We start from the raw sequence: 19,115 nt of genomic DNA on the forward strand, positions 1-19,115 counted from the left end.
TATAATGGATGAAACAAAATCATAGAGCCTAGCCTGGATGTATAGACTCCTGTTCCTGCTTCTCTCCCTCTTCCTCTCCTCCACGTCGCTGGCGGCGACCCGCTTTACCTATATCAGCCCGGAGAGCGAGAAGGACCCGCGCATGACCTATGACAGGGAGCTGCTCCGCCTCGCCCTCGACAAGACCCGCGACACCTTTGGCGATTATGAGCTGCAACCAGCGCCGCCCATGACCAAGGCTCGGGTCCGGCTCAGTCTGGAGCTCAACAGCTTTACCAACCTGTTCGCCATGGACAGCTACAGCAGCGCGCGGGACGAGAAAGGGCTGGCCTATGTCCGCTTTCCTGTCCATCTCGGCATCGTCAGCTACCGCATCTGTTTCGTCAGCCCAGGCCAACAGGCAGCCATAGCACAGGTGCACGACCTCGAGGGGTTGCGTCGCTTCAGCTTCGGTCAGGGCAAGGGCTGGCTGGACGTGGAGATACTGCGCCATGCAGGCCTCAAGGTGGTGGAGGTCGACGGCTACGAGATGCTGTTCAAGATGGTGGCTCGCGGCCGCTTCGATCTCCTGTGCCGCGGGGCGAGCGAGTTGCGCAGCGAACTGCTGACCCACAAGGAGATCAAGGGGTTGAAGATGGACAACTCCCTGCTGCTCTACTATCCGCTACCCAGGGTCTTCTATACCAATGCCGCCAACGGCGAGGCCATGAGACGGGTGGAGACGGGGCTGCAGCAAGCCTGGCAGGATGGTTCGCTGCAAGCCTTGTGGCGCCGCAGTTTCGGTCCCGCCATCGCCTTCGCCGGGCTCAAGCAAAGGCGGATGCTGAAGCTGGAGAACCCTTTCCTCAAGGGCATCAACTTCGATTACCAGCACTACTTCTACAACCCGGCGACGGATCGCTTCGGCAAACCCTGATGAGGCTCAGCCCTGCTCGCGGCAGAGCGCCAGCCAGGCCTCGGCGGTGCGGGAGAGATAGCGCTCGCTCGGCCATATCACCCCGAGCCGCCAGCTCAGCTCCGGCACCAGCGGCCTCAGCACCAAGCCGTCCGGCGTCAGCCGGCGGCAGATGGGCTCGGGCAGGAAGGCGACCCCCATGCCGCTGCGCACCATGGCGGTGAGAAAGTCCCACTGGCTGCTGCGCGCCGCCACCTGGGGCTCGAAACCGGCCGCCCGGCACGCCTGTTCCAGCCGCTCGCTCAGGGTGAAGGCCTGGGTGTAGAGCAGAAAGGGCTCGTCCCGCAGCGCCTCCAGCCGGATCTCGCCGCAATCCCGCCAGCGCGGCAGATCGGGCAGCACCACCTGAATGGGGTACTGGTCCAGCTCCAGGACGCTCAAAGCCCCCTCCTCCCTGGTCGGCAGCATGGTGATGGCGAGATCCAGCTCCCCTTCCAGCACCGCCTGCTCGATGCGCCGGCCACCGTACTCGACAATGGATAGCTCGACCTTGGGGTAGCGGCTGCGATAGGCGCGGATCAGATCCGCATAGACGTGACCCACCATGGGCGGAATGCCAAGGGCCAGCCGGCCAAATTGCAGGCTCTGCAGATCGGCGAGTTCCGCCTCCAGCTGCTGCATTTCGGCCAGGATGGTCTGGGCCCGGTTGAACAGCACCCGGCCGCTGTCGGTCAGGGTGAAGCGGCGCCCCGCGCGGCTCAGCAGGGGCTGACCCAGCTCCTCTTCCATGTTGCGGATCATCTTGCTGATGGTGGGCTGGGTAACGAACAGTTTCTCGGAGGCGCGGGTGAAGCTCTGTTCCCGCACCAGTTCGACAAAGTAACGCAGGGCGCGGATGTCCATGACGATCTCCTGGCGGATGGCAAAACCAAATCATGCCTCTTTGGCATGATTTTGATAATTTTAATTCATTTTTTGCAGGTTTAACCCATCTCTATACTGTGAGCAAGTTCACAGAAAGACCCATATCATGAAAGCCCTCTCCCTTCGCTGGTTACAAACCCCCTTCCAGATCCTGTTGCTGGCGGCCATCTGGCTGCTGGCCGATACCGCGGTGCGCACCCTCCACCTGCCGCTGCCTGCCAACCTCACCGGCATGCTGTTGCTGTTGGCCTGCATCCTGCTCGGGGTGGTCAAGGCCCAGTGGTTTGAAGCCGGCGCCCGCTGGCTGCTGGCGGAGATGCTGCTGTTCTTCGTCCCCGCCGTGGTGGCGGTGGTCAACTATCAGGAGCTGCTGCTGCAGGAGGGGTGGCGCATCATGGTGGTGCTGCTGGTGAGCACTACCCTGGTGCTCGGCACCACGGCGCTGGTGGTGGACAGGGTCTACCGCCTCGAGTTGAAACTGGCCCGCCGGAGTCGTCGCCATGTCTGATACCCTGCTCGGCCTGCTCTGCTTCGCCCTGACCCTGCTCTTCTACTACGCCAGCAAATGGCTCTACGGCAAGAAGCGCATCCTGCCGCTGATGCCGCTGCTGCTGGCGCCGACCCTGCTGGTGGCGGTCGTCATGCTGTTTCACATCCCCTATCAGGACTACATGGCCGAATCCCACTGGCTGCTCTGGCTGCTGGGGCCGGCCACCGTGGCCTTCGCGGTGCCGGTCTACGAGAACCGCCGGCTCATTCGCCGCCACTGGCTGTCGCTGTCGGTGGGGGTGGTCGCCTCCGTCATCATGGCGGTGGGCAGTACCGTGCTGCTGGCCCGCTGGCTTGATCTCTCCGACATGCTGCAGCGCAGTCTGGCGATGCGCTCCATCACCACCCCCTTCGCGGTGGAGGCGACCCGCGCCATCGGCGGTCAGAGCGATCTCACCGCGCTGTTCGTGGTGCTGACCGGCGTCATCGGCATGGCGGTGGGAGAGAGCGTGCTCACCCTGCTGGCCATTCGCAGCCGGCTCGGCAAGGGGGCGGGCTTTGGCGCCTCGGCCCACGGCGCCGGCACCGCCAAGGCCTATCAGATGGGCAACGAGGAGGGGGTGGTCTCCAGCATGGTGATGATGATAGCCGGCATGGTGACCGTGCTGCTGGCGCCTCTGCTGGGTCAGCTGTTCTGGTAGCGATCCCGCGGCAGGTCAAGGCCGCAGGTTCCGGCGCCGGAGAGCCCGTCCTGACGCCATCAACCGCTACACTCAACTCAATGTGACAGTAGTGAGCGGTATGATGAACCACAGAACGATGATCCTGGGGCTGCTGGCCGGCAGTCTGCTCTTCTCCCCCCTGCTGCCGGCCGCGGACATAGTGACCTATGTCAGCCCGGAGAGTGACCGGGATTTGCGTTCCCTCTACGGCCAGCAGCTGCTGCAGCTGGCGCTGGAGAAGACCCGCGACAGCTTCGGCGATTACGAACTGCGCCCGGCCCCGTCCATGAGCCGGACCCGGCTGCGCCAGGTGCTGCAATACAACCTCTACCCCAACCTGCTGGCCATCGACAGTTTCCCGCGCCCGGAGGGGAGCCACGACCTCGACTATGTCCGCTTCCCGGTGGATCTCGGCATCCTCGGCTATCGCATCTGCTTCGTCAGCCCCAAGCAGCAGCAAGCCGTGGCCCAGGTGCGCACCCTCAGCGATCTGCAGCAGTTCACCCATGGCCAGGGCCGCGGCTGGCAGGACGCCGACATACTGCGCGCCGCCGGCTTCAAGGTGCAGGAGGTCGAGGGCTACGAGCGGTTGTTCAAGCTGGTGGTGCGCGGCCGGGTTGACCTCTTCTGCCGGGGTGCCAACGAACTGCTGAGCGAGCTGGATACCCACAAGGATCTGGGGCCGCTGATGGTCGACCAGCATCTGGCGCTCTACTACCCCTTCGTCCACCTCTTCTACAGCCACAAGGAGAACCAGCATGCCCTGCGCCGGATCCGGGCCGGCCTGCAGCTGGCCTGGCAAGATGGCTCACTGCAGGCGCTCTGGCTCAAGACCTACCAGCCGGCGCTGGCGTTTGCCAGGCTCGACCAGCGGCAACTGTTCAGACTGGACAACCCCCTGCTGCAGGGACTCGACTTCGATTACCACCCCTATCTTTACGATCCCCTCACCCAGCGCTTCGGACCGGGCGAGCCCGCCACCGGCAAACCCTGACCCCGCCTCTGCCGCTCACGGCCGGGAGAGTCACTACACTCAGAAGAGTCTCTGCTTTTCACAGGAGCGCATGATGCACTGGACCCCGCTGCTCGCCCTGCTGACGGCCATGCCCGTGCTGGCCGGCCCGACCCTGTTCACCTACATGAGCCCGGAGAGCGAGCACGATCCCAGAAGCACCTATGATCGCGAGCTCCTGCGCCTGGCGCTGGAGAAGACCCGTGCCAGCCATGGCGACTACCGGATGCAGGCCGCCCCTCCCATGACCCTGGCCAGGATGTGGGTCAGCCTGCGCTTCAACCACTACCCCAACCTGTTCGCCATGGACAGCTATCGCGCCGATCGGGACATGAGCGGCATCGACTACGTACGCTTTCCCATCCATATCGGCATCGTCAGCTACCGCATCTGCTTCGTCAGCCCCACCCGTAAGGATGAGGTTGCCAAGGCCACCAGCCTGGATGAGCTGAAGCGCTTCGACATCGGCCAGGGCAAGGGCTGGCTCGATGTAGAGATCCTGCGCCGGGCCGGCTTCAAGGTGCTGGAGGTGGAGGGCTACGAGCAGTTGTTCAAGATGGTGGCGCGCGGTCGTTTCGATCTTTTCTGCCGCGGTATCAACGAGTTGCCTCAGGAAAAGCTGAACCACAAAGAAGTGGAAGGGCTGATGATGGATGAGAGCCTGGCCATCTACTATCCCCTGCCTCGGGTCTTCTTCACCCACAACGGCAACCGGCAGGCCATCGACCGGGTGCAGCAGGGGCTCAAGGCCGCCTGGCGCGACGGCTCCCTGCAGGCGCTCTGGCTGAAGGCATTCAAGCCCTCCCTCAGCTTCGCCCACCTCAATACCCGCCGGCTGTTCCGGCTGGAGAATCCCTACATCAAGGGGATCGACTTCAACTACCAGGCCTACTTCTACGACCCGGTGCATGAGCGATTCGGTCCCGGTGACTAGGCGGCCATCCGCCATGCTGGCGCAACCATGAAAAAGCCCGGGTCACTGACCCGGGCTTTTTTGTCCATGCCTCGTCTCCATGCCTCGTCAATCCTCGAGGAAGGTCCACTCGTCGCGCACCCGGCTGATGGCGTCGAGCCGGCGCTTGGCCAGCTGCTCGCGAATAGCCTCCCCCTTGAAGCCGGCCGCCACTATCTCCTTCACCGGCACCGCCTGGGCTGCCGCCAGCGCCTGCGCCACATAGTCGGGTTCGGCATAGACCCGCTCCTCGAAGCCGGTGCGGCCGTGAAAGTCGGCCCGGCAGGCGTCCAGCAGCTGGGCGAAGCGCTCGGGCCTGCGCCAGGCGTCGGCCTTGTCGAACACCTTGAGCAGGGTCGCGGGCTTGAGCTCGAAGGCGATGTGGATATGGGTGTGCAGGTCGCTCACCAGCAGGGCCAGGTCACGACACTCGTTCGGTACCCGGAAGCGCTCGCAGAAGTCGCGGATGAGCGGCAGCCCCTTCTGGCCGTGACCGTGGTGGCTCGGCCAGAACTCCGGCGGGGTCAGCCCCTTGCCAAAGTCGTGGCACAGCGCCGCGAAGCGCACCGCCAGCTCGGGGGAGAGACGGCAGGCCTGCGCCAGCACCATCATGGTGTGGATGCCGGTATCGATCTCCGGGTGCCACTTGGCGGGGGCCGGCACCCCGAACAGGGCGTCCAGCTCGGGGAACAGGGCGGCCAGGGCGCCGCACTCGCGCAGCACCTCGAAGAACACCTGCGGGGTCGGCCCCAGCAGTACCTTCTCCAGCTCCTTCCACACCCGCTCAGGGGTCAGGTGGGCCAGCTCGCCAGCCTCGGTCATCTCGCGCATCAGCGCCAGCGTCTCGGGGGCCACCACGAAACCCTGGGCGTGGAAGCGGGCGGCGAAGCGGGCCACCCGCAGGATGCGCAACGGATCTTCGGCAAAGGCGGGGGAGACATGGCGCAACACCCGTTGTTTCAGATCCTCGATGCCGCCATAGGGATCGTGCAGTTGCCCCGCCTCATCTTCGGCGATGGCGTTGACGGTGAGATCCCGGCGCAGCAGATCCTGCTCCAGCGTCACCTCCGGCGAGGCGTGGCAGACGAAGCCGGTGTAACCCTGCCCCTGCTTGCGCTCGGTGCGGGCCAGCGCGTACTCCTGCTGGGTCTTGGGGTGCAGAAACACGGGAAAGTCGCGGCCCACCTGGGTAAAACCCAGCGCCAGCATCTGTTCCACGGTCGCCCCGACCACCAGGTGATCCCTGTCCCCCTGCGGCAATCCCAGCAGGCGATCCCGCACCGCGCCCCCAACCAGATAAGTCTGCAAGCTCTGTCTCCCTTGATAAACCTGTCCCGATTATACCGGTTTGACCGATGGAGACTATTCCCGGCCCGACATCGATGCCATGCGAGCCCGGTTGGCGGGGCGCCCTAGATACTCACAGGCCCTTTTTCCCACCGCCAGCCGCCATGGCCGCAGCCCTGATTTCCCCACCGGGAGATCAGGGTGCGCGCTGGCCCCCCTTATGGCATCCGGGTCTTTGACATCCCTTGGGGGAGGCTTTAACCTGCCGCCCATAACAACGGAATGGATCCTTATGTACACACAGTTCTTCGGTCTGTCGGAGCACCCGTTCTCCATCTCGCCCAATCCCAAATACCTCTACATGAGTGAACGGCACGGGGAAGCCCTCGCCCACCTCAACTACGGGTTGCAGGATGGGGGCGGCTTCGTGCTGCTGACCGGGGAAGTGGGCACCGGCAAGACCACCGTCTCCCGCTGCCTGTTGCAGCAGTTGCCGGCAGAGACCGAGATCGCCTACATCCTCAATCCATCCCTGACCGAACGAGATCTGCTGGCGGCCATCTGCGACGAGTTCCAGCTGGGCTATGACCAGGATGCCGGCCTCAAGCAGTTGTTCGACCTTATCCGCGATCACCTGCTGGCCAATCTGGCGGCAGGCAAGCGCAGCGTGGTACTGGTGGACGAAGCCCAGCACCTGCTGCCCGGCGTGCTGGAACAGCTGCGCCTGCTCACCAACCTGGAGACCGACGAGAAGAAGCTGCTGCAGGTGGTGCTCATCGGCCAGCCCGAGCTGCAGCAGATGCTGCGCCAGCCCCTGCTGCGCCAGCTGGCTCAACGCATCACCGCCCGCTACCACCTGCTGCCGCTCTCCTGCCAGGACGTGGACGCCTATGTCCGCTTTCGTCTGCAGGTGGCCGGCTGCGTGCAGCCCATCTTCACCCCCAAAGCTATCCAGACCCTGCACCGCCTCTCCGGCGGTATTCCGCGCCTCATCAACCTCATCTGCGACCGCGCCCTGATCGCCGCCTTCGCCCGCGGCAGCCACAAGATAGTGCACGGCGACATCAGCCTGGCGGCCTTCGAAGTGAGCGGCATCCGTGACGAGGGCACCTGGCAGTCCGGCCTGATGGTGGCGCTGGTTGGCGCCTTGCTGGTGGCCACCGGCTGGTGGGGCTGGCAGTTCTTCGGGGTCTTCCCGACCCGTCCGGTGGTCACGGTGGAGGTGCCGGTCAAGGTGGACGACACCCCGGAGCAGCAGGAGCAGCTGACCCGCGCCATCAACCAGGCGCTGGAGCCGGACAGCGCCATGCAGAATCTCTACAAGGTATGGGGCTACCAGACCGAACTGGAAGAGGCCACCTGCGACAACGCGCCGCGCGCCGGCCTGCGTTGCCAGGAGGGCGAGGCCTCCCTGGCCGATCTGCAGGCCCTGCAGTATCCCGCCCTCGTCAGCCTGACCGACGAGACCGGCGGCACCTATTACGCCACCCTGGTCAACCTCGGCCCCGACAAGGCCAATCTGCTCATCGGCAACCAGAGCTGGCAGGTGGACCGGCAGTGGCTGAGCGATTACTGGGGTGGCAGCTACACCCTGCTGTGGCGCATGCCCAAGGGCGGCGTCACCCTGATCGGCAACAACGCAGGCCCCAGCCAGGTGCAGTGGCTCGACAACGCCCTCAGCCGGGCCCTGCAGCAGCCGGATCGCAAGGTCCGTCGCTTCGATGCCGAGCTCAAGACCAAGCTGCAGCAGTTCCAGCGCGAGCAGGGGCTGACGCCGGACGGCATCGCCGGCAGCAACACCCTGCTGCGCCTCAACGTGATGGCCGGCGAACCCATGCCGAAGCTGGAGGATGACGCCCAGCGGGCCAGCAAGCCGGCCAAGCTGGATCCGGCAGAGGATGATGCCATCAACACACTGTCGGAGGAGGCTTCCTGATGTCCACCCTGCTCAAGGCGCTGCGGCGGGCCGATCAGCCCCAGTTCACCCCGCACATTCCGGCGATGGGGCTGCCGGTCAGCCAGGATGAGGAACAACCCAGGCGTTGGATCTGGTGGCTGCTGGCCCCGCTGGCGCTGGTGATGGGGGCTGCCGCCAACTATGGCTGGCACCTGCTCAACAACCGCCCCATCGAGAAGACGGTGGAGGTGAAGGAGGTGGTGACCCCGCCCTTCGTACGGGTCGAGCCCAAACCGATGATCACCCGGCCGCTGCCACCGCCGCCGCCCGAGCCCGTGATCACCCCCAAGGCCGATGCCCAGCCCGCACCGGCGCCCGCCGACAGCAGCCAGGGGCTGGCCGAGCGCATCCTCAATGCCCTCAACAACACTCCGCTGCGGGAACAGGGCGCGCCGCCGCAGGTGCCGGCCGAGCTGCAGGCCACGCCGCTCAGCGCTCTGCCGCAGGCGCTCCGCCAACAGGTACCGCCGCTGGCCTACGGCGCCCACGTCTTCTCCTCCAACCCGGCCAACCGGGCCGTGAGGTTGAACGGGCGCACCTACCGGGAAGGGAGCGAAGTCGCCCCCGGCGTCACCCTGCTCGCCATCGCCCAGGATTACATCATCCTGCAGGTAGGTGGGCAGAATGCCAGCCTCAAGGCGCTGCAGGACTGGCGCGGCTAAACCGCGCATACCACCGCCATTTCAAGAGGGAGCCTGAGAGCTCCCCTTTTTAATCAATGACATGAGAACAAAGTGAGCAGTCCGAGCAACACCACCTTCGCCAACCGGGCGTTGCACTGGTATCAGTGCCAAGACCGCTACACGTTAGTCAATTTAGTTTTAAATCAATAATATGAGCATAATGTGAACAACTCAGATAACGCGACCTTCGCCACCAGGATCCTGGACTGGTATCAGCTCCACGGTCGCAAGACCCTGCCCTGGCAACAGGAGAAGACCCCCTACCGGGTCTGGGTCTCGGAAATCATGCTGCAGCAGACCCAGGTCGCTACGGTCATTCCCTACTATCAGCGCTTCATGGCCCGCTTTCCCGACGTGCTGGCACTGGCCGATGCCCCCATCGACGAGGTGCTGCACCACTGGACCGGGCTCGGCTATTACGCCCGCGCCCGCAACCTGCACAAGGCGGCCCAGCAGATCCGCGACCTCCATGGCGGCCTCTTCCCGGAGCGGCTGGAGGAGGTGATGGCGCTGCCGGGGATCGGCCGCTCCACCGCGGGTGCCGTGCTCTCCCTCTCCCTTGGCCAGCCCCACGCCATCCTGGATGGCAACGTGAAGCGGGTACTCACCCGCTGGCTGGCCCTGCCCGGCTGGCCCGGTCAGAAACAGGTGGAGAACGATCTGTGGGAGCTGGCCATCCGCCTCACCCCCAAGCTCGGGGTGGCCCACTACAACCAGGCCATGATGGACATGGGGGCCACCGTCTGCACCCGCAGCAAGCCAGCTTGCGAGCGCTGCCCGGTACGGGAGGATTGCCAGGGGCTGTCGCAGGGCAACCCCACCGCCTACCCCAACAGCAAGCCCAAGAAGAGCATCCCGGCCCGTACCGGCATCATGCTGCTCATCCGCCACGGCGATCAGCTGCTGCTGGAGAAGCGGCCGCCGCAGGGGATCTGGGGCGGGCTCTACTGCTTCCCCCAGGTGGAGTCGGACGCCGAGGTGGCTGGGCTGTTGCAGCGCCTCGGCCTGACCGGCAGCGAACCCCGCGAACTGGCCGGTTTTCGCCATACTTTCAGCCACTTTCACCTCGATATCCGGCCCATGCTGATCGAAACCGACGCGCCGCCGGCCCCCCTGCTCATGGAAGCGGATAACCGACTCTGGTATAACTTACGCCATCCTGCAGAGGTGGGTCTGGCGGCCGCCACGGCCCGTCTGCTCGCCTATCCGGACTTACAACCATAGAGGTCAACATGAGCCGTACCGTATTTTGCCAGCGCCTGAAAAAAGAGGGCCCGGGTCTCGATTTCCAGCTCTACCCCGGTGAACTCGGCAAGCGCATTTTTGACAACATCAGCAAGGAAGCCTGGACTGAGTGGCAGAAGAAGCAGGTGATGCTGATCAACGAGAAGAAGTTGAACATGATGAACCTCGAGCATCGCCAGCTGCTGGAGAAAGAGATGGTGAACTACCTGTTCGAAGCGGGTGAAGTGGCCATCGACGGTTATACCCCGCCCAGCAAATAACCCGTGAACGGGGCCGGCCTGCGCAGGTCGGCCCCGTCGACTCACGGCAACGACGGAAGTGACGGGCGGCCCGCCGCCCAGTTTGAGGACTCTATGGGCCGAATTTTCTGGCTGCTGTGCACCCTGCTGTTTCTCTCTGCCTGCTCATCCTCCCCCAAGCCCAATGGCAACGAGGATGACGATCTCGTCAACGGCAAGGACATCCGCGGCTTTGAACACATGATCAGCGCGCTCTCCCACAACGTGAACGAGATTTGGGGGCGTGAGGCGCTGTTTGCGGGCAAGTTTGACTACGTCAAATACACGGATCAATACAAGAGCCGGGCCCACATCGATTTCTCCAGCGGCCACATCATGGTCGAGACCGTCTCCGGCATCGACCCGCGCTCCCATCTGCGCCGCGCCATCATCGAAACCCTGCTCACCCCGGACGATCCGGCGGAAGTGGATCTTTACTCCGACGCAGAGATCCTGCCCGGCGGCGAGCCCTTCCTCTACGGTCAGGTGCTGGACAACCAGGGCCAGCCGATCCGCTTCGACTGGCGTGCCGAGCGCTATGCCGACTACCTGCTCAACACGGCGATGAAGAAGCGCACCCTCGGCATCCGTACCATCTTCTTCGTCGACATCCCCATGGTGGCCAACCACGAGGACCGGCGGGGCTACAAGTACGCCAGCCTGATCCGGGAAGCCTCCCGCAAGTACGGGGTGGCGGAGAGCCTGATCTACGCGGTGATCAAGACCGAGAGCAGCTTCAACCCCTATGCGGTCAGCCATGCCAACGCCTACGGCCTGATGCAGGTGATCCCGGCCACCGCCGGGCGGGACGTCTACGTGCGGGTCAAGGGCAAGAGCGGCCAGCCGACCCGGGAGGACCTGTTCAACCCGGCCTACAACATAGACGTGGGCACCGCCTACCTGCACCTGCTGCAGACCGTCTATCTGGTGGATATCCAGGATCCGCGCTCGCGTCGCTACGCCGTCATCTCGGCCTACAACGGCGGTGCCGGCGGGGTGCTCAACACCTTCTCCAGCGACCGCAAGGCGGCGCCCGGCATGATCAACCAGCTCTCGCCCGAGGCGGTCTACCAGATCCTGACCGAGCAGCACCCCAAGGCGGAAGCCCGCCGCTATCTCTACAAGGTCAATCAGGCCGAGAAGGGGTTCAAACGCACGCTGGCCCGCACCGGCTAAGCAGACCAACAGCAAAAGGGCGCCTCCATGGAGGCGCCCTTGTTACGTCTGGCGTGCGGAGCCAGCCCTTATTTGGCGATGAAACCACCCTTGCTCTGCGGGGCGGCGCCTACCTTCTCCAGGCTCTCCACTTCCACTTCGGTCTTGTTCCAGCTGTGGTCCACCTCGCCACGGATGCGGATCAGATCGTCCGGGCCCACCTCGGTGCCGCGCCACACATCCTGATCCACTTCCACTTCCACCTCGCCACTGGCGTCGCGGAACAGGTAGTTCTCGCCGCCCAGGTGCTTGACCAGCTTCCCTTCCAGGGTGGCCCAACTGTCATCGGCCAGATCCTTCAACTGCGCGACGGACACCTTGTTCTGCTCCTGCGGGCCGGTATAGGCCGCCATGGCGAAAGAAGAGATGGACATCAGGGTCAACAGACCAATTACGCTTGCCTTGTTCATTTCATGCTCCTGTCATTGGGTACGGGTGCAGTCTGCCTGCCGGGGCGTGAAACAAACGTGAAGCCTCCCCATCTGGGTGAAGGGGATGTGACCGTAATCGATTTAATCAGCCCGCACTGCTGCGAAATAAAATTCGGCCTTATACCCTGCAAAATGGCAAAACAGCTTCCCAGCACCTTTGCCTATCGAGGAACAGCCTGCAGGCACCACCTGCTTCCAATCAATGAGAACAACAAGATGAAGAAATGGTTTGTGTGTTTACTGGGACTCTTCGCGCTGACAGTTCAGGCAGCCGATAGTCGTCCCGCCTTCTCCCGGATCGTGATGTTTGGCGACAGCCTCTCCGATACCGGCAAGATGTACAGCAAGATGCGCGGTTATCTCCCCTCCAGCCCTCCCTACTATCAGGGCCGCTTCTCCAACGGGCCGGTCTGGCTGGAGCAGCTGACCCGGCAGTTCCCGGGGCTGACCATCGCCAACGAGGCGGAAGGGGGCGCCACCGCGGTGGCCTACAACAAGATCTCCTGGAATCCCAAGTATCAGGTCATCAACAACCTGGATTACGAGGTGACCCAGTTCCTGCAAAAGGACAGCTTCAAACCCGATGATCTGGTGATCCTCTGGGTCGGCGCCAACGACTACCTGGCCTATGGCTGGAACACCGAGCAGGATGCCAAGCGGGTGCGCGACGCCATCAGCGATGCGGCCAACCGCATGGTATTGAATGGCGCCAAGCAGATTCTGCTGTTCAACCTGCCGGATCTGGGTCAGAACCCCTCGGCCCGCAGCCAGAAGGTGGTCGAGGCGGCCAGCCATGTCTCCGCCTACCACAACCAGCTGCTGCTGAACCTGGCACGCCAGCTGGCCCCCACCGGCATCGTCAAGCTGTTCGAGATCGACAAGCAGTTCGCCGAGATGCTGCGCGAGCCGCAGAACTTCGGTCTGAGCGACACCGAGAACGCCTGCTACGGCGGTGGCTATGTGTGGAAGCCGTTTGCCTCCCGCAGTGCCACCAGTGTCGCCAGCGACAGCAGCCTCTCCGCCTTCAACCCGCAGGAACGCCTCGCCATCGCCGGCAACCCGCTGCTGGCCCAGGCCGTGGCCAGCCCCATGGTACGTCGCAGCGCCAGCACCCTCGACTGCGAAGGCAAGATGTTCTGGGATCAGGTTCACCCCACCACTGTCGTGCACGCCGCCCTGAGCGAGCGGGCCGGTGCCTTCATCGAGGCTCAGTACGAGTTCCTCGCCCACTGATGACAAAGGGCCGACGACAGTCGGCCCTTTTTGTTGCGCAGCCCTCACAGGCCAGCACGGCTCAGCGGTAGCGCTTCACGATGCCGTCGTAGATGCCGTTCTGCTTGATGGTGGCCAGCGCCTCCTGCAGCCGCTTGACCACCTCGGGTGGCGTCTTCAGACTCGCCGCCACGTAGAGATCCCCCCCGGTAAAATCCTCGATGTCATGCACTATCTTGAGGGTGGACGGCCCATAGCCCGCCTGGCGTGCATAGTAGTAGGCCGTCTCCTGCGACACCGGCCAGAGATCGATGCGCCCCATCAACAGTTTGAGCAGATTGGCTTCATGGTTGTTGTTGCGCTGCAGGTTGGAAAAATTGCGGCTGATGAGGTACTGCTCCAGCGCGTCGTTGCGCACCGTGCCGATGGACCAGGCCCGCGCCTGCGACAGCTGGCTAAAGGGCTTGATATCGTCCCGCTTGGCCAGGGCGAATACGTGAAAATTGATCTGCGCTATCGCCCCGATCCACTGGAACTGCGCCTCCCGTTCTGGGAAGCGGCTGATGCTGTAGATGAGCACGTTGGGACGGCTGCGCGCCAACGAGATGGCCCGCGCCCAGGGGTAGATGTCCAGGCTGTATTCGAAGCCGGCCTCTTCCAGCATGGCCTCCACCACCTCGGTGCCCAGCCCCTTGACCTCGGCCTCTTCCAGATAGTTGTAGGGGGCATAGTCTTCGGTCACCACCTGCAGGGTCTCGGCCGCCCAGCCCGGCACCAGCCATAACGCCCAGCACAGCCATATCCACCTGATGTTCATGCTCACCTCGCTGCAGACCCGCCTCGATTAACTATTGCGCCCCCTAGGCAGAGCGCAAATCACGGCGGCAAATTGCGGCGATGAAAATCACATTATGTTTTATATCAGTTGCTTGAGAACCCGGGGAAAGCGACTACCCTTACTCTGTTGTGGCTGTGCTATAAGCCCGACCCATAAGGAGAGGCGACCTCGTCAACCTCCCCTCAACAATATGAAATTGCAGAGGCTCAACATGAATAAAACACTGATTACCTTGCTGGTTTCAGGCTTGCTTGCGGCCAACGCCCAGGCAGCCGGACAGGACAACACCTGGTATGGCGGTGCCAAGCTGGGTTGGTCCAACTTCTATGGCGTCGATCACAACCAGGATATCAAGGACAACTACGCCATCAGCGAAGAGGACAAGAACGATGTCGGCGCCGGCGCCTTCCTCGGCTATCAGGTCAACCAGAACCTGGGCTTCGAACTGGGTTACGACTGGCTCGGCAAGTACAAATACACTGCGACCGACAAGCTGGACCCCACCGACATCGGCCGGGACGAGATAAAAGCCCAGCTGGCCCAGCTCACCATGAAGATCGGCATGCCGGTCAGTGACAGCCTGGATCTCTATACCCGCCTCGGTGGCGCTTACGCCTGGACCGACAGCAAGCAGTTCGACAATGACAACGGCGCCGCCTTTGTCGGGGCGTTGGGGGCGGAATACGCCTTCAACCGTGACTGGGCCGCCCGCCTCGAGTACCAATACACCACCCCGCTCGGCGACAACTCGCTCGACAAGACCGGGGTCGAACTCGACAACGGCCTGTTGGCGGTCGCCGTGGTCTATCGCTTCGGCCAGGTCGCCCCCGTGGTGGCGGCGCCGATGCCGGCTCCGGCCCCCGAACCCGTGATGGTCGACAAGCAGTTCACCCTGAGCTCGGACGTGCTGTTCGACTTCAACAAGGCGACCCTCAAGCCGGCCGGTGGTCAGGCGCTGGATAACCTCTACAGCCAGATCGAGCAGGCCAGACCCAAGGATGGCGTCGCCACCGTGATCGGCTACACCGACCGCATCGGTTCCGATGCCTACAACCAGAAGCTCTCCGAACAGCGTGCCCGGACCGTCGCCGACTACCTGGTCGGCAAGGGGCTGCCGGCAGACAAGGTCAACGTGGAAGGGCGCGGCAAGGGCAATCCGGTCACCGGCGACAGCTGCACCAGCAAGTCCAAGCGCGAGCTGATCGTCTGCCTGGCCCCGGATCGCCGGGTCGAGGTCAAGGTCGAAGGGATCTCGGAAGTTCAGCAGTGATCCTCAAGCGTGGCTGACGGCCACGAATGAAAAACGGGAGGCCAAGGCCTCCCGTTTCATTTTGAGTCAGTGCATCGGTACAGCGTCAGGCACTCTTGCGCACCTCGGCCGCAATCTGGTTGAGCAGTTGCTGCCAGCCAGCCCCCAGCTCGCTCACCAGAGTGCCGTAGCCGTCGGCAGGCAGCACCCGCACCTGCTGGAAGGGGACGTCACGCAGGACAGTGCCCTCTTCGGTCAGCAGGCGCCAGCGGCCGCTCAGCACGGCGCGACCATCGTGGCGGCCCTGGAAGCGCTCCACCGAGATGGTCAGCACCGGCCCCTTGCGGGCTCCATCCTGCCGCACCACCCAGCCCGGCAAGCGGCTGGAGAGACCGTTCAGGGTCAGCTGATCGAGCTGGGCATCCAGCGACCCCGCCCAGCGATGGTACTCGGCGAAGTGCAGCTCCTTGCCCTCCAGCTGATAGACCAGGCTCATCCGATCCAGCTGGCCGGACAGAGAGACAGGTTTGAGCACCAGTTGATGCTGCGGCTGCGCCACCACGGCGGCCGGTTGCTGCGCCTCGGCGTCGAGGGAGTAGTAGTGCAACTGCGTCGGTGCCGCGCTGCAACCCGCCAGCAGGCCCAGCAAGGCCAGCGTCATCATCCGTTTCTTCATCATTGACCTCGCTTGGGCTCGGGATCACGGGGACGAGCCCGATCGAAAATCAACGAGCTCGGCTGTTCGTTGAGCGAATGTACCAACGGCTGCAACTCGCGCATCAGCTGGTTGAGCGACTGCACCGACTGCCGCAGATCCTGGTTGGTCTGGGAGTTGGCATCATACTCCTGCAGCGTGCTCTGCAGCTGTTTCAGGCTGTCGTTGAGGGACGCCGGCAACTGCTGGGTCGCGCTCTGACCGGTGAACTTGTTCAGGTTGGCACTCAGCGCACTGACGTTCTTCAGGGTCTGATCCAGGGTCGCCAGGGTGTGGTTGACCTGGTTCAGGGTCTGGGCGGTGTCCATGTCGACGAACTTGTCGAGGATCTGGTTCACCTTGCGTTCGATCTGGTCGAGCCCTGCCTGCACGGTCGGGAATACCTGATAGCCCGCCAGCTTGGTGGGCTGGAACTTGGGCGCATCGGGGTAGAAGTTCAGATCCACCACCTTGCCCCCGGTCAGCAGGCTGGAGGTCTTGAGCGTCGCCCGCAACCCCTCCTTGAACTGCTTGCCAAACAGGGCGCGCCACTGCTCCTTCTCCGCGTTGGCATAGCGGTGGGAGAGACGCTGCACCTCGATCCGCGCCAGCACCGGGATCTGCCGGCTCTGGAACATCTGCACCCCTTTCTCGTCGATGAGATAGGGCGCCGAGATGACGGTACCGACCCGGATGCCGCGATACTCCACCGCCGCGCCCGGGTGCAGGCCACCGACGCTGTCCTCGAACAGGAACACGTAGTCGATGAACTGGTCCAGGCTACCGGCCAGCACGCTGGCCTGATCCTGGAACAGGGTGAAGTCGTCCATCTGCTTGACCGGCTCGCCGGGGGCCCAGCCTGGGGGCAGCCCCATGGTGATGCCGCCATCCAGCAGGCTCTCCAGCGAATCCATCTTCACCTTCATCCCCTCGCTGCTCATGGAAACTTCGAAGCCCGGGGTCATCCAGAAGCGGGAGTTGCTGCTCACCAACACGTCATAGGGGGCGTTGATGAAGATCTGGTACTGCATCTCGCTCTTCTCGGGCAGGAACTTAGCCTCTTCCACCTGGCCTATGGTGAAGCCCTGGTAGTTGATGGGCGAACCCACCCCGAGCGCCCGGGTATCCCGGCTGCTCAGCGATAGTCGCAACCCCTTGGCGTCCTGCGAGGCCAGTGGCGGCTTGTCCAGCATGGCGTACTCATCGCGCGCCTTGCCCTTCTTGCCGGGGGCCAGCTCGATATAGGCGCCGGAGAGCAGGGTGCCGAGGCCCGACACCCCTTCGCGTCCCACCCGCGGCTTGACCACCCAGAACTGGCTGTCCTTCTTGAGCATGCCGGCGGCGGCGTTGGTCAGACGGGCCTTCAGCACCGCGTGGCTGTAGTCATCGCTGAGCTCCACCGCCTCGATGCGACCCACCTCCACCTCGCGGGAGCGGATCATGGTCTTGCCCGCCACTATGCCTTCGGCCGTTGCCACCGTCAGGGTGAAGCTGGGACCTTGCGAATACCAGTGCTGGAACAGCATCCAGATCCCGATGAACAGCGCCAGCAGCGGCACCATCCAGATTGCGGCGGCCGAGCTCAGAAAGTCCGAGCCAGGTTTCCACCTCTTCTTACGCTCACTCACGTTCGCGTTCTCCTTGTTGTAAATCCCAGATCAGGCGGGAATCGAAACTCATGGCTGCCACCATGGTCACCAGCACCACACCTGCAAAAGCGACGGCCGCAGGGCCCGGATAGATGGTCATCAGGTTGTCGAGCCGGATCAGACCCGCCAGGATGGCCACCACGAAGACGTCGATCATCGACCAGCGCCCCACAAATTCAGTCATGCGATAAAGCTTGAGCTTGCCGAGCGGCGAGGTGCCCTGCCCGCGCTGCACCATGTAGCAGAGCCACAACAGCGCCAGGATCTTCACCAGCGGCACTACCACGCTGGCGAAGAAGATCACCGCCGCGATGGGATAGGAGCCCATGGCCCACAGCACCAGCACCCCGCCCAGAATGGTGGAGGGGCTGTCATCCCCGAGGAAGACGGTATCCATGATGGGATAAAGGTTGGCCGGCACGTAGAGGATGATGGAGGTAAAGAGCAGGGCCCAGGTACGGTTCAGCCCACCCGGCTTGCGGCTGTGCAGATGCTCGCCGCAGCGTTTGCAGCTGTGGGCACCGGCTTCGCTCAGGGCGCCGCAGATGTGGCAACCCACCAGGCCGGCGCTCATGGCGCTGGCCTCGTCGTCATCCACCGTCACCCCATGCGGCTCGCTCGGCCCGAACAGCCGCTGCCACAGCCACATCCGGTCCAGCGACGAGATCATCTTGATCAGCAGCAGGGTGTAACCGACGAAGGCCCAGAACGACAACCCCATCTTGATGTCGGCCATCCCCATCAGTTTGACCAGGGAGATGAGCACCCCGATGAGGAAGACATCCACCATCAGCCAGGGCTTGATCCGGCACAGCAGCCGACCGAGAGAGCGCAGGGCATTGCTGTGCAGATCTTTGTCGACCCGCCACAGCACCAGCATGATGGAGCCCATGTAGACCAGTGGCAGGCCGATGAGGGTCAGGCTCAGCACGGCCCCGAGGAACAGGTAACCCTGATCCACTAGGGTGGTGATGCACTGCAGGAAGGTCATCTCCTGCCCCACCCCCTTGGCGGAGAAGGACATGAAGGTAAAGGCGTTGGAGAGCACGAACATGATGATGGCCGCAAAGCCGTAGGCGATGGGCCTGCGCTCCTGCTCCGGCAGATGGCGGCTCAGGGTATGGCCGCAGCGCGGACAGCTGCTCGCCTCCCCCACGGCCAGCGTGGTGGCCGGCACCAGCAGGTCGCACTCTTCGCACGCGGTGGCGTCATGGGTATAGGTGGGTTGATGTTGGTGTGAAACCGGATGCAAGATGAAACCCCAGCATGAGGCCCGCCACGGGGCCAGAACCGCCAATTATTACAGCAGCGGCCCGTGCCGACCAGCCCTCTCATTGCACCACCCCGAGCGGGCGTGAGAATGACTTTGACAAGCAAGTGACC

19 protein-coding genes are annotated in these 19,115 nt (G+C 63.6%); 12 read left to right on the top strand and 7 right to left on the bottom strand.

Translation table 11 applies throughout. The features are described from left to right. Nucleotides 1-37 precede the first annotated feature (37 nt). Nucleotides 38-916: a hypothetical protein gene (locus G5134_RS17190; protein WP_226009324.1), complete on the top strand. Its 879-nt coding sequence runs from the start codon at nt 38-40 to the stop codon at nt 914-916. Nucleotides 917-922: 6 nt separating this feature from the next. Here the strand turns inward: G5134_RS17190 and G5134_RS17195 are convergent, their stop codons facing one another. Further along, a complete protein-coding gene (locus G5134_RS17195) occupies nt 923-1,798 on the bottom strand; it encodes a LysR family transcriptional regulator (RefSeq protein WP_017782498.1) in 876 nt (291 codons plus the stop codon). A gap of 127 nt (nt 1,799-1,925) precedes the next feature. On the opposite strand from G5134_RS17195, the gene G5134_RS17200 reads away from it, so the two are divergent. The 4 genes from G5134_RS17200 to G5134_RS17215 all read left to right on the top strand — a co-directional run bounded on the left by G5134_RS17200 (nt 1,926) and on the right by G5134_RS17215 (nt 4,976). Then, nucleotides 1,926-2,327: a CidA/LrgA family protein gene (locus tag G5134_RS17200; RefSeq protein WP_005305385.1), complete on the top strand. Its 402-nt coding sequence runs from the start codon at nt 1,926-1,928 to the stop codon at nt 2,325-2,327. After that, nucleotides 2,320-3,009 (top strand): LrgB family protein, encoded by a 690-nt coding sequence (locus tag G5134_RS17205; RefSeq protein ID WP_017765379.1) that lies wholly within the window; start codon nt 2,320-2,322, stop codon nt 3,007-3,009. Before G5134_RS17200 ends, G5134_RS17205 begins: the two co-directional genes overlap by 8 nt. Before the next feature lie 100 nt (nt 3,010-3,109). Further along, nucleotides 3,110-4,024 carry a hypothetical protein gene (locus G5134_RS17210; protein WP_404813841.1) on the top strand — a complete coding sequence of 305 codons (915 nt, stop codon included), beginning with the start codon at nt 3,110-3,112 and terminating at the stop codon, nt 4,022-4,024. Nucleotides 4,025-4,097: 73 nt separating this feature from the next. Next, nucleotides 4,098-4,976: a hypothetical protein gene (locus G5134_RS17215; protein WP_226009903.1), complete on the top strand. Its 879-nt coding sequence runs from the start codon at nt 4,098-4,100 to the stop codon at nt 4,974-4,976. 87 nt (nt 4,977-5,063) lie between these two features. Here G5134_RS17215 and G5134_RS17220 read toward each other — a convergent pair whose 3' ends face one another. Further along, nucleotides 5,064-6,302, bottom strand: coding sequence for a multifunctional CCA addition/repair protein (locus tag G5134_RS17220; RefSeq protein WP_017765382.1), 1,239 nt, complete (start codon nt 6,300-6,302; stop codon nt 5,064-5,066). Nucleotides 6,303-6,573: 271 nt separating this feature from the next. On the opposite strand from G5134_RS17220, the gene exeA reads away from it, so the two are divergent. The 5 genes from exeA to mltC all read left to right on the top strand — a co-directional run bounded on the left by exeA (nt 6,574) and on the right by mltC (nt 11,620). Beyond that, entirely contained in the window at nt 6,574-8,217 is a 1,644-nt protein-coding gene (gene exeA, locus G5134_RS17225; RefSeq protein WP_268037566.1) for a type II secretion system protein ExeA, read from the top strand. Continuing rightward, nucleotides 8,217-8,900, top strand: a complete 684-nt coding sequence (exeB, locus tag G5134_RS17230) for a GspB family T2SS assembly factor variant ExeB (protein WP_019839016.1) — start codon at nt 8,217-8,219, stop codon at nt 8,898-8,900. The genes exeA and exeB overlap by 1 nt, the downstream gene beginning before the upstream one ends. 183 nt (nt 8,901-9,083) lie before the next feature. Continuing rightward, complete coding sequence (gene mutY, locus G5134_RS17235) at nt 9,084-10,145, top strand: A/G-specific adenine glycosylase (RefSeq protein ID WP_042006194.1); 1,062 nt, start codon at nt 9,084-9,086, stop codon at nt 10,143-10,145. Nucleotides 10,146-10,153: 8 nt separating this feature from the next. Next, nucleotides 10,154-10,426, top strand: a complete 273-nt coding sequence (locus G5134_RS17240; protein ID WP_005305420.1) for an oxidative damage protection protein — start codon at nt 10,154-10,156, stop codon at nt 10,424-10,426. 93 nt (nt 10,427-10,519) lie between these two features. Continuing rightward, nucleotides 10,520-11,620 (top strand): membrane-bound lytic murein transglycosylase MltC, encoded by a 1,101-nt coding sequence (gene mltC / locus G5134_RS17245; RefSeq protein WP_005305423.1) that lies wholly within the window; start codon nt 10,520-10,522, stop codon nt 11,618-11,620. Between the two features lie 68 nt (nt 11,621-11,688). Here mltC and G5134_RS17250 read toward each other — a convergent pair whose 3' ends face one another. Continuing rightward, nucleotides 11,689-12,069 (bottom strand): YgiW/YdeI family stress tolerance OB fold protein, encoded by a 381-nt coding sequence (locus G5134_RS17250; protein WP_024944710.1) that lies wholly within the window; start codon nt 12,067-12,069, stop codon nt 11,689-11,691. Between the two features lie 237 nt (nt 12,070-12,306). Between G5134_RS17250 and G5134_RS17255 the strand changes: the two genes are divergently transcribed. Then, entirely contained in the window at nt 12,307-13,323 is a 1,017-nt protein-coding gene (locus G5134_RS17255; RefSeq protein ID WP_005305430.1) for an SGNH/GDSL hydrolase family protein, read from the top strand. 61 nt (nt 13,324-13,384) lie between these two features. Here G5134_RS17255 and G5134_RS17260 read toward each other — a convergent pair whose 3' ends face one another. Continuing rightward, nucleotides 13,385-14,119, bottom strand: coding sequence for a substrate-binding periplasmic protein (locus G5134_RS17260; protein WP_214454673.1), 735 nt, complete (start codon nt 14,117-14,119; stop codon nt 13,385-13,387). A gap of 232 nt (nt 14,120-14,351) precedes the next feature. On the opposite strand from G5134_RS17260, the gene ompA reads away from it, so the two are divergent. Next, a complete protein-coding gene (ompA, locus tag G5134_RS17265; RefSeq protein WP_270827709.1) occupies nt 14,352-15,410 on the top strand; it encodes a porin OmpA in 1,059 nt (352 codons plus the stop codon). 85 nt (nt 15,411-15,495) lie between these two features. Here ompA and G5134_RS17270 read toward each other — a convergent pair whose 3' ends face one another. From G5134_RS17270 to G5134_RS17280, 3 genes are read right to left on the bottom strand one after another with little or no spacing between them, the layout of a single operon-like run. Then, complete coding sequence (locus tag G5134_RS17270; protein WP_005305440.1) at nt 15,496-16,065, bottom strand: PqiC family protein; 570 nt, start codon at nt 16,063-16,065, stop codon at nt 15,496-15,498. Continuing rightward, nucleotides 16,065-17,711 (bottom strand): intermembrane transport protein PqiB, encoded by a 1,647-nt coding sequence (pqiB, locus tag G5134_RS17275; RefSeq protein WP_005305443.1) that lies wholly within the window; start codon nt 17,709-17,711, stop codon nt 16,065-16,067. Before pqiB ends, G5134_RS17270 begins: the two co-directional genes overlap by 1 nt. Next, entirely contained in the window at nt 17,704-18,984 is a 1,281-nt protein-coding gene (locus G5134_RS17280; RefSeq protein WP_026142031.1) for a paraquat-inducible protein A, read from the bottom strand. Before G5134_RS17280 ends, pqiB begins: the two co-directional genes overlap by 8 nt. Nucleotides 18,985-19,115 lie beyond the last annotated feature (131 nt).

It is taken from the genome of Aeromonas sp. 600276 (genome assembly GCF_049175815.1).
Classification (GTDB): domain Bacteria; phylum Pseudomonadota; class Gammaproteobacteria; order Enterobacterales; family Aeromonadaceae; genus Aeromonas; species Aeromonas dhakensis.